At 53.8% G+C, this 14,330-nt stretch carries 13 protein-coding genes; 11 read left to right on the top strand and 2 right to left on the bottom strand.

The window, feature by feature from the left end; all coding sequences use genetic code 11:
- The first annotated feature begins 89 nt into the window (after positions 1–89).
- The 5 genes from rpsA to lpxK all read left to right on the top strand — a co-directional run bounded on the left by rpsA (position 90) and on the right by lpxK (position 7,389).
- On the top strand, positions 90–1,766 hold the full coding sequence (rpsA, locus tag WN53_RS17815) for a 30S ribosomal protein S1 (protein ID WP_021804919.1): 1,677 nt from the start codon (positions 90–92) through the stop codon (positions 1,764–1,766).
- A gap of 62 nt (positions 1,767–1,828) precedes the next feature.
- On the top strand, positions 1,829–2,113 hold the full coding sequence (ihfB, locus tag WN53_RS17820) for an integration host factor subunit beta (RefSeq protein ID WP_004928264.1): 285 nt from the start codon (positions 1,829–1,831) through the stop codon (positions 2,111–2,113).
- 286 nt (positions 2,114–2,399) lie between these two features.
- Complete coding sequence (locus WN53_RS17825) at positions 2,400–4,631, top strand: ComEC family protein (RefSeq protein ID WP_080660696.1); 2,232 nt, start codon at positions 2,400–2,402, stop codon at positions 4,629–4,631.
- A gap of 35 nt (positions 4,632–4,666) precedes the next feature.
- Complete coding sequence (msbA, locus tag WN53_RS17830; protein WP_024484602.1) at positions 4,667–6,412, top strand: lipid A ABC transporter ATP-binding protein/permease MsbA; 1,746 nt, start codon at positions 4,667–4,669, stop codon at positions 6,410–6,412.
- Positions 6,412–7,389 carry a tetraacyldisaccharide 4'-kinase gene (gene lpxK, locus WN53_RS17835; protein WP_024484601.1) on the top strand — a complete coding sequence of 326 codons (978 nt, stop codon included), beginning with the start codon at positions 6,412–6,414 and terminating at the stop codon, positions 7,387–7,389. Before msbA ends, lpxK begins: the two co-directional genes overlap by 1 nt.
- A 1-nt stretch (position 7,390) precedes the next feature.
- On the opposite strand, the gene hglS is transcribed toward lpxK, so the two are convergent.
- Complete coding sequence (gene hglS / locus WN53_RS17840) at positions 7,391–8,797, bottom strand: 2-oxoadipate dioxygenase/decarboxylase HglS (protein WP_024484600.1); 1,407 nt, start codon at positions 8,795–8,797, stop codon at positions 7,391–7,393.
- 517 nt (positions 8,798–9,314) lie between these two features.
- Here hglS and cspE point away from each other — a divergent pair.
- The 6 genes from cspE to WN53_RS17870 all read left to right on the top strand — a co-directional run bounded on the left by cspE (position 9,315) and on the right by WN53_RS17870 (position 13,534).
- Positions 9,315–9,524 (top strand): transcription antiterminator/RNA stability regulator CspE, encoded by a 210-nt coding sequence (cspE, locus tag WN53_RS17845; RefSeq protein WP_021804914.1) that lies wholly within the window; start codon positions 9,315–9,317, stop codon positions 9,522–9,524.
- 221 nt (positions 9,525–9,745) lie between these two features.
- Complete coding sequence (locus WN53_RS17850; RefSeq protein ID WP_037412097.1) at positions 9,746–9,967, top strand: cold-shock protein; 222 nt, start codon at positions 9,746–9,748, stop codon at positions 9,965–9,967.
- 110 nt (positions 9,968–10,077) lie between these two features.
- Entirely contained in the window at positions 10,078–11,304 is a 1,227-nt protein-coding gene (locus WN53_RS17855) for a winged helix-turn-helix domain-containing protein (protein ID WP_024484598.1), read from the top strand.
- A gap of 272 nt (positions 11,305–11,576) precedes the next feature.
- Positions 11,577–11,759 (top strand): Trm112 family protein, encoded by a 183-nt coding sequence (locus WN53_RS17860; protein ID WP_021804911.1) that lies wholly within the window; start codon positions 11,577–11,579, stop codon positions 11,757–11,759.
- Positions 11,756–12,505, top strand: a complete 750-nt coding sequence (gene kdsB, locus WN53_RS17865; protein WP_024484597.1) for a 3-deoxy-manno-octulosonate cytidylyltransferase — start codon at positions 11,756–11,758, stop codon at positions 12,503–12,505. Before WN53_RS17860 ends, kdsB begins: the two co-directional genes overlap by 4 nt.
- A 132-nt stretch (positions 12,506–12,637) precedes the next feature.
- Complete coding sequence (locus tag WN53_RS17870; RefSeq protein WP_024484596.1) at positions 12,638–13,534, top strand: YcbJ family phosphotransferase; 897 nt, start codon at positions 12,638–12,640, stop codon at positions 13,532–13,534.
- Here WN53_RS17870 and elyC read toward each other — a convergent pair.
- The gene (elyC, locus tag WN53_RS17875) at positions 13,531–14,304 is read right to left on the bottom strand and encodes an envelope biogenesis factor ElyC (RefSeq protein ID WP_024484595.1); all 774 of its coding nucleotides are present in this window, start codon (positions 14,302–14,304) and stop codon (positions 13,531–13,533) included. The genes WN53_RS17870 and elyC overlap by 4 nt on opposite strands.
- Positions 14,305–14,330 lie beyond the last annotated feature (26 nt).

The raw sequence follows: 14,330 nt of genomic DNA on the forward strand, positions 1-14,330 counted from the left end.
GGCAGGAAGCCAATGGCAAGGTATGTGAAACAACCCCATTCGGCGGGACGCTAAATGGACGTTAAACTATAGAACCCTGAAGATTAAACATGACTGAATCTTTCGCTCAACTCTTTGAAGAATCCCTGAAAACAATCGAAACCCGTCCGGGTTCCATCGTTCGTGGTGTTGTTGTTGCTATCGATAAAGATGTCGTACTGGTTGACGCCGGTCTGAAATCTGAATCTGCCATCCCGGCTGAGCAATTCAAAAACGCCCAGGGCGAGCTGGAAATCCAGGTTGGTGACGAAGTTGACGTTGCGCTGGACGCTGTTGAAGATGGCTTCGGTGAAACTCTGCTGTCCCGTGAGAAAGCTAAGCGTCACGAAGCTTGGATCACGCTGGAAAAAGCTTACGAAGAAGCTGAAACTGTCGTCGGTGTTATCAACGGCAAAGTTAAGGGTGGCTTCACTGTAGAGCTGAACGGTATTCGTGCGTTCCTGCCAGGTTCCCTGGTTGACGTGCGTCCAGTTCGCGACACTCTGCACCTGGAAGGCAAAGAGCTTGAGTTCAAAGTCATCAAGCTGGATCAGAAGCGCAACAACGTTGTTGTTTCTCGTCGTGCAGTAATCGAATCCGAAAACAGCGCAGAGCGCGATCAACTGCTGGAAAACCTGCAGGAAGGCATGGAAGTTAAAGGTATCGTTAAGAACCTCACTGACTACGGTGCATTCGTGGATCTGGGCGGCGTTGACGGCCTGCTGCACATCACTGACATGGCTTGGAAACGCGTTAAGCACCCAAGCGAAATTGTCAACGTGGGCGACGAAATCACTGTTAAGGTGCTGAAGTTCGACCGCGAGCGTACTCGTGTATCTCTGGGCCTGAAGCAACTGGGCGAAGATCCATGGGTTGCTATCGCTAAACGCTACCCAGAAGGCACCAAGCTGACTGGTCGTGTTACCAACCTGACTGATTACGGCTGCTTCGTGGAAATCGAAGAAGGCGTTGAAGGTCTGGTACACGTTTCTGAAATGGATTGGACCAACAAAAACATCCATCCGTCCAAAGTTGTTAACGTGGGCGATGTAGTGGAAGTGATGGTTCTGGACATCGATGAAGAGCGTCGTCGTATTTCCCTGGGCCTGAAGCAGTGCAAAAACAACCCATGGCAGCAGTTCGCAGAAACCCACAACAAGGGCGACCGCGTTGAAGGTAAAATCAAGTCTATCACTGACTTCGGTATCTTCATCGGCCTGGACGGCGGCATCGACGGCCTGGTTCACCTGTCTGACATCTCCTGGAACGTTGCAGGCGAAGAAGCAGTTCGTGAATACAAGAAAGGCGACGAAATCGCAGCTGTGGTTCTGCAAGTTGACGCAGAGCGCGAGCGTATCTCCCTGGGCGTGAAGCAACTGGCTGAAGATCCGTTCAATAACTACCTGTCTATGAACAAGAAAGGTACTATTGTTACTGGTAAAGTCACTGCAGTTGACGCCAAAGGTGCTACAGTTGAATTAGCAGGCGGCGTAGAAGGTTACCTGCGTGCTTCTGAAGCCTCTCGCGACCGTATTGAAGACGCAACTCTGGTTCTGAACGTTGGTGACGAAGTTGAAGCTAAATTCACTGGCGTTGACCGTAAGAACCGCGTTGTAAGCCTGTCCGTCCGTGCGAAGGACGAAGCTGACGAGAAAGATGCAATCGCTACGGTTAACAACACCAAGCCGGAAGAAAGCAACTTCTCTAACGCTATGGCTGAAGCCTTCAAAGCGGCTAAAGGCGAGTAATGACGGGGGGCGGTTTCTGACCGCCCCGATACGGTAGTTTAGCTGCAAAGCTTGGAGGAACTATGACCAAGTCTGAACTTATTGAAAGACTTGCTGGCCAGCAATCTCATATTCCGGCGAAGGCCGTTGAGGATGCAGTGAAAGAGATGCTCGAACACATGGCAGCTACGCTAGCCGAGGGTGAGCGCATCGAGATCCGCGGATTCGGCAGTTTTTCTCTTCACTACCGTGCTCCGCGCGTCGGCCGTAACCCTAAAACGGGTGATAAAGTTGAGTTGGACGGCAAGTACGTTCCTCACTTCAAGCCAGGTAAAGAGTTACGTGACCGTGCCAATATCTATGGCTAGTCGCTGACCACCCATAGTGTTGTTGCTTGTAAAGAATATAAAACGGTGCCTTAGGGTGCCGTTTTTTTTCGCCTAAAACCCCCCATACCTGCCAAAATTTGCGCTCCGCTACGCAACCTTTCCTGCAAATGCCAAATAGCCAACCGATTGTTTACGACCTGCTTTCCTGAGTAGCAACCTGCAACTGGCGGTTATCCGTCTGAGAAGTCACATTTATTGCAGGATAAACTTGGCAAGGAGCGCGGAAATCAGGATCTCACTGGATAGGGCCGCCATCGCTTTGGTGATGGGGATGCTGCCAATACTGTTTTTGCCCCACTTACCGTCGTGGCTTTTATTGATGGGGCTAGCCGTTGCGGCTTTGTGGCTATGGCGATATAAACCGAATCCATGGCGCCAGGCACTGTGCTGTTGCCTGCTGGGTTTTATTTACGCCACCGGCAGTGCCAGCCTGTTGATGCAACAAATCGCAACGTTGACGACCAGCGGTGATAAAGCCGTGATTGCTTCCGTGCGTAGCATTCGGTTGGACGGGGTTGAAACGCCACAGGTGCAACTGCGTATTGAGCAGGTTAGCGGGCGCTGGCTGGTGCCTGCATTGTCCTTTACGGCAAACTGGCGCGGCGAAAAGCCCTGTGCGGGGCAACGTTGGGCGATGAAGGTTCGCTTTCGCCCGGTACACAGCAGCCTGAATGAAGGGGGCTTTGACGGGCAGCGTTGGGCCATTGCTAATCGGCAACCGTTGCGTGGCTTTGTTCGTTCCGCAACGGCACTGGATAAGGGCTGCAACTGGCGCCAACTGATCGTCAAACAGAGGGATCGATCGCTCATACCGCTGACGCAACGCCCGGTGTTGCTGGCGCTGGCGTTTGGCGAACGGACGCTGATGAGTAATGAGCTGCGTGGGCAACTGATGAAAACCGGCGTGGCTCACCTGATGGCGATTTCTGGCCTGCATATTTCCCTGGCCGCCGCCTTTGCCTGGGGGCTGGCGCGTGGCGTGCAGTTTTTATTGCCCGCGCGCTACATCGGCTACCGTCTGCCTCTGATCGTCAGTTGGTTGATGGCGCTGTGCTATGTGTGGCTGGCAGGTGGGCAACCTCCGGCAATGAGGGCCTTTATTGCCTTGTCTCTATGGCTCTGGTTGCGCCTCAAAGGAGTTTCCTGCACTTCCTGGCAAATCTGGCTGTGGTGTATCAGCCTGCTGTTGCTGTGCGATCCTATGTCAGTGCTTTCGGACAGCTTCTGGCTCTCTGCCCTGGCGGTTGCGGCCTTAATCTTTTGGTTCGAATGGGCACCGTTGCCCAGGCGCTTCGGCACTTTTTGGGGGTGGGCACCTCTGCGTTGGCTACACATGCAACTAGGGATGACGCTCTTGCTGATGCCCCTACAATTTGGCCTGTTTCATGGCTTGAGCTGGACATCGTTACCCGCCAACCTTTGGGCGGTACCGATCGTTTCTTTGCTGTCGGTTCCGTTGATATTGTTGGCACTGATGCTGTTTTTTATTCCGCAGGTAAGCCACTGGTGTTGGCAATTGGCCGATCTTACCGTCAGTTGGGCCTTATGGCCGCTTCCCGGGCTCGAGCAAGGGTGGCTACAGGTTGGGGCTGCCTTGCTGCAATTTAGCGCCCTAGGGTGGTTAGCCGTGGTTTGCTGGCGTTTTCGCTGGTGGTATCACTTTCCTGTCGGTTGCGCCGTTGTGGTGTTAAGTTGCCTGTTCTGGCGGGAAAGATCGCCAGATTATCGCTGGCGGGTCGATATGCTCGACGTAGGGCACGGCCTGGCGGTGGTAATCGAGCGGGAAGGAAAGGCCGTCATCTTTGATACGGGTAACCGCTGGCAAGCCTCCAGCGCGGCAGAGCGCAACATTTTGCCATTCCTGCGCTGGCGGCAGATCTCGCTGGAGCAAATCGTTATCAGCCATAGCCATCTGGATCATATCGGCGGCTTGCCGATATTGGCAGCCGCATTTCCACAGGCCAGCGTGCGTACGCCGATCGTTAACGTAGGCCACCTGCCTTGCGTACAAGGGCAACGGTGGGTGTGGCGAGAGCTAAACTTTCAGGTGTTGTGGCCACCTGCACGGGTGGATTATGCCGCTAACGATGACTCCTGCGTAGTGCGCGTCGATGACGGCAAGTTCAGCCTGTTGCTGACGGGGGATATTGAACGCCGGGCCGAGCAGGCGTTGCTGAAACAACGTGCGAATTTACCTAGCACTATCCTTCAGGTGCCTCATCATGGCAGCAAGACATCTTCAACGCCGCCATTTTTGCGTGCCGTTGCCCCTGAGCTGGCGTTTGCCTCGGCATCCCGCTATAACGCTTGGCGGTTACCGGCAGCAAAAATAGTTAAACGCTATCGGGAAAATCACATTCCCTGGCGTGATACGGCCCGCTCAGGGCAGCTCAGCGTGTTTTTTTATCGTCATGATTGGCAAGTTAAAGGCTTTCGCGAACAACTAAATCCACGTTGGTATCATCAGCGGTTTGGCGTTGAGGGGGATAATGAGTAGAATGGGCCGCTATTTCTTCCGATGCTGGTATTTGCATGATGAATGATAAAGATCTGTCCACCTGGCAGACGTTCCGCCGCCTCTGGCCGATGATCACACCTTTTAAAACCGGGTTGGTGGTCGCCGCCATTGCGCTGGTTTTAAACGCAGCGGGGGATACGTTAATGCTGTCCCTGCTCAAACCGTTATTAGACGACTTTGGTAAAGCCGATAGCCGAGTCTTGCATTGGATGCCGCTGGTCGTGATTGGCCTGATGCTGATGCGTGGCATCACCAGCTATGTCTCCAGCTATTGTATTTCCTGGGTGTCTGGCATGGTGGTGATGCAGATGCGCCGTCGTCTGTTCGGCCATATGATGCGAATGCCGGTGGCCTTTTTTGACCAGCAATCGACAGGAACTCTGCTGTCACGTATTACCTACGACTCGGAACAGGTAGCTTCATCCTCTTCCAGCGCGTTGGTTACCGTGGTGCGTGAAGGGGCTTCTATCATCGGCCTGTTCATCATGATGTTTTATTACAGCTGGCAACTCTCGCTGATCCTGATAGTGCTGGCACCGATCGTCTCCTTCGCGATCCGCCTAGTCTCCAAACGTTTCCGCAATATCAGTAAAAATATGCAAAACACCATGGGGCAGGTGACGACCAGTGCAGAACAGATGCTGAAAGGGCATAAAGAAGTGCTGATCTTTGGTGGCCAACAGGTGGAAACCGAGCGCTTCAACACCGTCAGTAACCGCATGCGCCAGCAGGGGATGAAGCTGGTTTCGGCTTCTTCTATTGCCGATCCTATTATTCAGTTGATCGCCTCATTGGCATTGGCGTTTGTGCTGTTTGCAGCAAGCTTCCCTAGCGTGATGGATACGCTGACAGCCGGTACCATTACCGTGGTGTTCTCCGCCATGATTGCCTTGATGCGCCCACTGAAATCCTTGACCAACGTGAATGCCCAGTTCCAGCGCGGGATGGCGGCTTGCCAGACGTTGTTCTCGATCCTGGATTTGGAACAGGAAAAGGATACCGGTACCCGCCAGGTTGAACGTGCCAAAGGTGATATCGAATTCCGTAATGTGACCTTTGCCTATCCGGGGCGCGAGATACCAGCGCTGCGTGATATCAATCTGAGCATTTCAGAAGGTAAAACGGTGGCGTTGGTTGGCCGTTCTGGTTCGGGTAAATCGACGATTGCCAACCTGTTGACGCGCTTCTACGACGTGCAGGAAGGGCAGATCCTGATGGATGGCCACGATCTGCGGGAATATACCCTGGCCTCGCTGCGCGATCAGGTTGCCCTGGTCTCACAGAACGTCCACCTGTTTAATGACACCATTGCCAACAATATCGCCTATGCTCGTGAAGAGCGCTACAGCCGTGAAGAGATCGAGAAAGCGGCGCGTATGGCCTATGCCACCGACTTCATTGATAAAATGGAGCATGGTCTGGATACGGTGATCGGTGAGAACGGCGTGATGCTTTCCGGTGGGCAGCGTCAGCGTATTGCTATCGCTCGTGCTTTGCTGCGAGATTGCCCAATCCTGATCCTGGATGAAGCCACCTCCGCGCTGGATACCGAATCCGAGCGTGCGATCCAGGCGGCCTTGGACGAACTGCAGAAAAACCGTACCTCATTGGTGATTGCCCACCGTCTGTCGACTATCGAGAAAGCCGATGAGATCCTGGTGGTTGAAGATGGGCGTATCGTTGAACGTGGCCAGCATGCCGAGTTGATCGAGCAGAAAGGGGCTTACGCACAACTTCACCGCATGCAGTTTGGTCAGTAATGATAGAGCGCATCTGGTCAGGTAGTTCACTGGTTTACCTACTGCTGTTGCCGCTCTCCTGGCTGTATGGCCTGGTGAGCGGCCTGATCCGCCTTAGCTACCGCTGTGGCTTGCGCAAGAGTTGGCGTGCGCCGGTACCGGTGGTTATCGTGGGGAACCTCACTGCGGGTGGCAACGGTAAAACACCGATGGTGATCTGGTTGGTTGAACAGCTGCAACAGCGTGGCTACCGGGTCGGCGTGGTTTCCAGAGGTTACGGCGGCAAATCGGCGGTTTATCCGCTGGTGCTGGATGCTCAGACTACCACCCGGCAGGCCGGTGATGAACCCGTGCTGATCTATCAGCGTACCGGGGCGCCGGTGGCTATTTCGCCAAAGCGCGCCGAGGCGGTGCAAGCCTTGTTGAATCAGGGCGAGCTTGATTTGATCATCACCGACGATGGCCTCCAGCACTACGCTTTACAGCGTGATTTTGAACTGGTGGTGATCGATGGCGTTCGTCGCTTCGGCAATGGCTGGTGGCTACCCGCTGGCCCCATGCGTGAGCGTGTATCCCGCTTAAAGACGGTGGATGCCTGTGTGGCAAATGGCGGAGTTGCCCAGCAGGGGGAAATCGCCATGAAGCTCCAGGCCCAGGATGCGGTGAATATCGCCAGCGGTGAACGCCGCCCGGCGATCGAATTGCCCCACGTGGTGGCGATGGCAGGGATCGGACATCCCCCAAGGTTTTTCGCCACGCTAGAAAAGTTGGGAGTTGAGGTCGAGCGCGAGGTGGCCTTTGCCGATCACCAAGAATACAACCACGGGCAGTTAGCCGCATTGGCGAGCCAAGGCCAAACGCTGCTGATGACCGAGAAGGATGAGGTGAAATGCCGTGCCTTTGCCCAGCCTGACTGGTGGTATTTACCGGTTGAAGCGATACTTCCCACCGAGCAGGCCGAGCAACTGTTGCAAGGGATCCAGAAGTTAATCAAATAATCTAAGCTTCCAAAGTGTGCAAGCCCAAGGCTTGCGCGCAAGCTTGCAGTGAGCGCTGCTGCGTTTGCTGATAAAGCGCCAATTCATCAATCACGCCTGCCCCTAATGCCTGTTCAAACGCCGTACGGCTTGATGACGCAGCGTATTGCGCATGGCTGCTCCCCCCCAGATTAGACTGAAAAATTCCGGCGGCGCTGACCGGCAGGAAATCCTCATACACCAACGGCTGGAAGCGGATGTAGTCCAGTGCGATAAGCTGTTCGAGCGTGCTGTTCTGCTCAACGGTGTCTTTCGCTGCCAGCCCGCATTCGGTAGGGAAATAGCGGAACCAGGCTAATTGCTGCACGCGTAGTGCATCGTAATCATCCGGGAAGGCCTGGAAATGTTCAGCCAGCAGTTGGTAATAGCGTGGAGCATTATCTTCCGTAGCCGGAACCTGTAATGCATCCTGGGCGGCCTGCAGCAGGCGATCGTAAAGCGCACGCCCTTTGGCGGTCAGGGCGACTCCCCGTTGCTCAATCTCACCGAAACGCGCGGTATGATGCCCCATAACCTGATGACCGTCGGGTTCGATAAACAGGACTTGTTCCTCTAACGCTTTGAAACTGGTCTGGCGTAACAGAATAGGGCAGTGGCGCGTAGGTGGGCCTTCGATCACTGCTTTGGGCGGGATTCCGCGTTCTGGCATTGCCGCCTGTACCCGATCGATATCCAGCGTTCTTGGCGTCAGATGGTTGATATGTGGCCCTTTGAAGGCGACGATATCGGCGATCAGGCGATGTTGATTGTGCAACTGTTGATATTCACTGGCGCTGACGGTGGCCAAACGGTGCCAACGAAAGGTTTCGAGCGCCTGGGCAACGAATTCTTGCGCCTGCTCGGCATCCAGCCCGCCCTGGATTTCATGTAACGCTATCAACTCCAAAGCCCGCTCGGTAAAAATGCAGCGGCGATCCAGCAGTCGTTGTGCCAGCTCGCGCAGTGCCACATTCTCAATCAGTTCCAGCCGTAGCAACGAAGTAAAGATGCGAAACGGGCTGACTTGCAGATCGGCTTCATGTACGGCACGAAAGGCGGTGGAGTGGACGGGGACGCCAGCAGCGGTCAGATCGTAATAACCCACCGCAGACATGCCCATGACGGCAAACAGTCGTCGTAAAGTTTGCAATTCAGCAGCCGTGCCGACGCGGATAGCGCCGTGGCGCTCCATCGATAATCGACCGATTTCACCGGTAATCTGTAACCCATGTGCCAAGGTTGAATCTTTACTCAGCACCTCCCGATTGGTTTCAGCGACCAGTTCGATCAAGTCACCGTACAGTGGCACCTCTTGTTGATACATGGCCGACATTGCCAGGGAAAATTTGGCGCGAATGTCATTCGGCGAGACGAAGTGCTGGTCGATCATACTGCTAGCTCCTTAGCTCAATAAAATCTGAAAAATGCGGTTTAGGCCGCCAATAGTGCTGGCTGGATGACACCTCACCGTGTTTTTGACTCAAGTCTAGTCAGTTGGTTCGTGATTTGTTATCGATTGGCTAACGATATTAGTGTTTTATGCGTTGGCTCTCATTTGCAGGCATCACCCCAAGTGGCGGGTGATGAGCGAGATGCCCCTTTGATGAGCTAAAAATATGAGGAATTTAAACTATTAAAATCAGTGTGATAGGAATGTTCTGGGCGGATGTAGCTAAAAAGTGTGATAAACCTCTTGTCTTGATGATGAGTTTATGAGTAAATGCATACCGGCCTGTGATGCAGCGCTATTTATGTACGAGTATAGATTAAGTAGTTCCTCCCAAGACGTTATCATCTGATTCCGCTTCAAAGACGAACCTTCTAAGTACCTCCCATAAGTAATGATTCTGAAAAACGGCCAAATTGCCATAGGGCAGGTTTTTGTAAATATTTAAAAGGTAATAGTAATGTCTAAGAAGACTGGTCAGGTTAAGTGGTTCAACGAAAGTAAAGGTTTTGGTTTCATTGAACAACAAGATGGCGGCAAAGATGTATTCGTACACTTCTCTGCAATCATGACCGAAGGTTTCAAGACTCTGGCAGAAGGCCAGCGTGTTGAGTATACCATTCAGGACAGCCCGCGCGGGCCGGCTGCCGCCAACGTTGTTGCTCTGTAAGTTTACAGGGAATAGCGTATAGAGAGCTTAATACAACCATAATGACGCGTTTATGCTGAGTTATGCGGAAGATATTAAGTTCAAACAGCCCGCCGTAGTGCGGGTTTTTTAATTTTTGCTCACGAGAGGTTTGTTACGAGAAACTTTAGGATGGGCTGGTAGCGTCCACACAATAACAAAAATAACGTTGTGAAGGATGCTCAAGTGAAAGGATATAAAATATGTTTAAGAATACAATGCTAAAAATGGGCCAAGTGAAATGGTTTGATCAGGCTCAAGGCTATGGTTTTATTTCACCGGTCGATGGTAGTGACGAAATTTATGTTAGCCGCCGTGCTATCGCCAATACCAAGAACAAGTCATTAAACGAAGGTCAGAACGTCGAGTTCTCGATTTATCGTAGCTCTCACGGGCTGTCAGCGGCAGACGTTATCGCGTTCTGACCCAAACTTTCCTCGCCAGTGCCGGTGCCGCCACCCCATGCACTGGCGAAGAAAATTTCTCCAGGATCCTCTATCATCAGGCCATTGCTCAATGACCCTTGGATATCAGGATGCCAATCCCCGTTATTTCGCTTTCCTCTGCCCGCGCGCTTCATCTTGCCGCTCAAGGGCTGCTATCCCCAATCAAACACCAGGCCTGCCCCGATGATGTGATTACCGCCATCGATCGTATGGGGTTGCTGCAAATTGACACCATCAGCGTGGTGGCCCGCAGCCCTTACCTGGTGCTGTTCAGTCGCCTGGGCGATTATCGGCCAGAATGGCTGGAACAGGCTTTGGCTAGCCGCAAACTGTTCGAGTACTGGGCGCACGAAGCCTGCTTTCTTCCCATCGATGACTTTGGTCTGTTGCGCCATCGCATGCTGCAACCGCAGGGGATGGGATGGAAATACTCGCAGGAATGGGTGCAACAGCACCAGCAGGCTATCGATGAACTGCTACAGCATATCGCGGTGCAGGGGCCGGTGCGTTCGGCCGATTTTAGCGCCGAAAAGAAAGGCGCTAACGGCTGGTGGGATTGGAAGCCGGAAAAGCGTCATCTGGAAATTCTGTTTACCTCTGGCAAGTTGATGGTGGCTGAACGCCGTAATTTTCACCGTGTCTACGATCTCACCGAACGTTTATTGCCGCAGTGGGATGATGATATGCATGCCTTATCTCAGGCGACAGCGCAGCAACAGATGCTCACCCGCAGTTGTCGTTATCTCGGCGTGTTTAAAGCCGAATGGCTGGCAGATTATTACCGCTTGAAACGCGTCGCCCCCAAACCGTTGTTGGCGACGTTATTACAGCAGGGAGAGATCTCCCAGATCGCTATCGACGGGCTGGAAGGGGAATTTTATGTCCATCAGTCGCTGGCGGCCGAGTTGGCGCTGGCAGAACAAGGGAAGTTGAAATCCACGGTAACCTGCCTGCTGTCTCCTTTTGATCCGGTGGTGTGGGATCGGCGGCGTGCGCTGGAACTGTTCAACTTTGACTATCGGCTGGAATGCTACACGCCAAAAGAAAAACGCCAGTACGGCTATTTCACCTTGCCGCTGTTACAGCGGGGCGAACTGATTGGCCGGGTAGATGCGAAAATGCACCGCAAGCAGGGCGTGTTTGAAGTGATCAGTTTCCATCTTGAATCTGGGGTCAAGCTGGGTAAGCAGCGTTGTCAGGATATTCGTCAGGCAATCACCCGTACGGCGAAATGGCACGGGGCGCGGCAGATTGCGCTGGGCGATGTTCCGGCGCTGTTGGCCGCAGAGTGGGGGCAGGGCTGGGAAGTAGAATAACTAACGCCCCTCGCCCTAAGCTTTGTTAGTTGCTGTAGTTGGCAAACAGCGCGATGATTTTATGAAGACGTTTGATCATTTGCAGGCTCTCATTTTTTTGTGATGTAAGTCACAAAAAATTCTACGCCTGCGAATGGAGTGATTCAACCCCCGCAGAAAAATTTCCCGTTCGGCAACCGTCTCAGCAAATCAGGCGGTGATTAACCGGCCCTATGGCGTTATGCTATCCTCACGCACTTTCCCTAGTTAGCATATCTTCCCCTGGAGGAAGCATGGATCACCGTTTACTCGAAATCATTGCCTGCCCGGTTTGCAACGGTAAGCTCTATTTCAACAAAGAACATCAGGAACTGGTCTGCAAGCTGGACGGCCTGGCCTACCCACTGCGTGATGGTATTCCGGTATTGCTGGAAAACGAAGCGCGCACCATACCACTGGACGAGAAACACGCATGAGTTTTATCGCTATCATCCCGGCGCGTTACGCGTCCACCCGCTTGCCGGGTAAACCGTTGGCGGATATCCACGGTAAGCCGATGGTGGTGCATGTGATGGAACGAGCCCGTGAATCAGGGGCTTCCCGCGTGATTGTCGCCACCGATCACCCTGAGGTGGCCAAAGCGGTCGAGGCTGCCGGCGGTGAAGTTTGCATGACCAGCCCGGACCACCATTCCGGCACCGAACGCTTGGCGGAAGTGATCGAGAAATGTGGTTTTGCCGATGATGAAATCATTGTCAATGTGCAAGGCGATGAGCCGATGATCCCGCCGGTTATCGTGCGTCAGGTGGCAGAAAACCTGGCGGCCAGCAGCGCAGGAATGGCCACGCTGGCGGTGCCGATCGAAACCGCAGAAGAAGCCTTCAACCCGAATGCGGTCAAGGTGGTGATGGATGCGCAAGGCTATGCGCTCTATTTCTCACGCGCCACCATCCCTTGGGATCGTGAGCGTTTTGCTCAGTCAAAAGAGAGTATTGGCAATAGCCTGCTGCGGCATATCGGCATTTATGCCTACCGTGCCGGTTTTGTCCGCCGCTATGTCAGCTGGCAACCAAGCCAGCTGGAACAGATTGAACTGCTGGAGCAACTGCGTGTGCTGTGGTACGGCGAAAAGATCCACGTCGCGGTGGCGCAAGCCATCCCGAGCGTCGGTGTCGATACCCCAGAAGATCTGCAACGAGTGCGGGACTGCATCAAGCGTTGAGCCGTCTATTGGCCGGAGACCCCGGCCATCTCAATTCCCTGATCCCCCTTTTATTGATCTGCATTGAAGAATTTCTCCGCTCACCGTTCAATGATGACAGATGCTTATCCTTAATCTGGAGGGGTTCGTCCCATGGAGCAGCTGCGTGCCGAATTGAGTATTGTGCTGGGAGAATCCGTCGGTCGTCTTGAACGCGTCAGCGAACAGCCTTATGCCCATCTGTATTCACTGTACGATCGCCAGGATCAGGCGATCCCGTTGATGGCGAAAAGCTTTGTCTGTGAGGGTATTGCCCAGCAGGAAGCTTATAAACTATCCATGTTGGCGCGAGAAGGGGACATTCGTCTGCCAACGGTATTTGGCGTGGTCTACACCCGGCAAGCACCCTACAAAGAGATTTTGTTGATCGAACGCCTGCGTGGCGTGTCGGTCGAGGCGCCAACCCGAACCTTGGCCCGTTGGGAAGCCTTGATGGAGCAGATTGTCGACGGCATGCTGGCCTGGCACCGTATCGACAGCCATGGCTGTGTGGGCTCGGTAGACAGCACGCAGGAGAATGATTGGTGCAGCTGGTACCATCAGCGTATCGAGGTACTTTGGTCAACTCTGGGTAATATGAACTCGCCGCTGTTAAGCATGGCAGATCGCCGTCTGCTGTACCGCACGCGCGAAATGCTGATCGACTTCTTTGCCGATTTTGACGACCCTTGCGTGTTGGTGCACGGCAATCTGGGGTTGCGCAGCATGTTGAAAGATGCCAAAACCGACCAACTGCTGGCGATGCTCAACCCTGGCATGATGCTGTGGGCGCCACGGGAATATGAGCTGTTCAGACTTTGCGAGGCGGGGATGCCGGATCAACTGCTGTTCCACTATCTACAGCGTGCGCCAGTGGCGGAGTCTTTCCTGTCTCGTCGTTGGCTGTATGTGGTATGGGAAGCGGTAGCCAGGATGATCCATACCGGCAAGCTGGATCGCCCGGCGTTCGATCAGGCCGCGCAACAGCTGCGGCCCTGGCTGGCTCACTAATCGCTGCTGGCCTCTCCGTCACCTTTTAGCTGCTGCCACAGGCTGCCCAGCGTTTCGTATGCCGCCCGTTCGCTGTGCCCAAGGAACATCGCGGAAGGCATCACCCGATCCCAGATATTCAGCGGTGAGGTAATGGCCAGTTGATTGGCCGGAGCCGGGATTGGGTGCAGGCCCTGAGCCTCAAAGAAGCGCATGGCACGCGGCAAGTGATTAGCGGATGTCACCAGCGCAAACGGCTGCGTCCCCACCAATTTGGCGACTTCTACGGCTTCCTGTTCAGTATCCCGCGGGCGATCCACCAGCACGATGTCGCTGGCAGGTACGCCTAGGCTTTCCGCCACCAGTGCTGCGGTGGCCGCGCTGCTTTGCGTTTTCGCGCCTTTTCCACCGGTAAAGACCATCTTGCTACCAGGGTGCGACAGGTATAGCCTGACGCCTTCGGTCACCCGTGGCAGGCTGTTATTGAGCAGGTTAGAGCTAGGGGCCCAGTCTGGGTTATAGGTATAACCGCCACCCAACACCACGATATAGTCAATCGGGCCGTTGCCTCTATAGGTCGGGTAACTGGATTCTAACGGCTTCAACAGGCGATCGGCGACCGGTTGCAGGCTGAGCAACAGCAACAGCAGCCAGCTCAGGCTTAACATGACTTTGCCGCTTTTCTGCCAACGGGTAAACCACAGCAGCAATAATGCCAGCCCCATTAACAACAGCAGGGCGGGTAGAGGCATCATCAGGCCGCCAATAAATTTTTTTAAGTTAAATAACATCAAAAATCAGGTCCTTTTGGGCGAAA

The sequence above is a fragment of the Serratia fonticola genome, from assembly GCF_001006005.1.
Classification (GTDB): Bacteria; Pseudomonadota; Gammaproteobacteria; order Enterobacterales; family Enterobacteriaceae; genus Chania; species Chania fonticola.

Bases quoted from the DNA above. Each gene is read 5' to 3' on its own strand.
- rpsA (WP_021804919.1), top strand. From the start codon at position 90: ATGACTGAATCTTTCGCTCAACTCTTTGAAGAATCCCTGAAAACAATC.
- ihfB (WP_004928264.1), top strand. From the start codon at position 1,829: ATGACCAAGTCTGAACTTATTGAAAGACTTGCTGGCCAGCAATCTCAT.
- WN53_RS17825 (WP_080660696.1), top strand. From the start codon at position 2,400: ATGGGGATGCTGCCAATACTGTTTTTGCCCCACTTACCGTCGTGGCTT.
- msbA (WP_024484602.1), top strand. From the start codon at position 4,667: ATGATGAATGATAAAGATCTGTCCACCTGGCAGACGTTCCGCCGCCTC.
- lpxK (WP_024484601.1), top strand. From the start codon at position 6,412: ATGATAGAGCGCATCTGGTCAGGTAGTTCACTGGTTTACCTACTGCTG.
- hglS (WP_024484600.1), bottom strand. From the start codon at position 8,797: ATGATCGACCAGCACTTCGTCTCGCCGAATGACATTCGCGCCAAATTT.
- cspE (WP_021804914.1), top strand. From the start codon at position 9,315: ATGTCTAAGAAGACTGGTCAGGTTAAGTGGTTCAACGAAAGTAAAGGT.
- WN53_RS17850 (WP_037412097.1), top strand. From the start codon at position 9,746: ATGTTTAAGAATACAATGCTAAAAATGGGCCAAGTGAAATGGTTTGAT.
- WN53_RS17855 (WP_024484598.1), top strand. From the start codon at position 10,078: ATGCCAATCCCCGTTATTTCGCTTTCCTCTGCCCGCGCGCTTCATCTT.
- WN53_RS17860 (WP_021804911.1), top strand. From the start codon at position 11,577: ATGGATCACCGTTTACTCGAAATCATTGCCTGCCCGGTTTGCAACGGT.
- kdsB (WP_024484597.1), top strand. From the start codon at position 11,756: ATGAGTTTTATCGCTATCATCCCGGCGCGTTACGCGTCCACCCGCTTG.
- WN53_RS17870 (WP_024484596.1), top strand. From the start codon at position 12,638: ATGGAGCAGCTGCGTGCCGAATTGAGTATTGTGCTGGGAGAATCCGTC.
- elyC (WP_024484595.1), bottom strand. From the start codon at position 14,304: ATGTTATTTAACTTAAAAAAATTTATTGGCGGCCTGATGATGCCTCTA.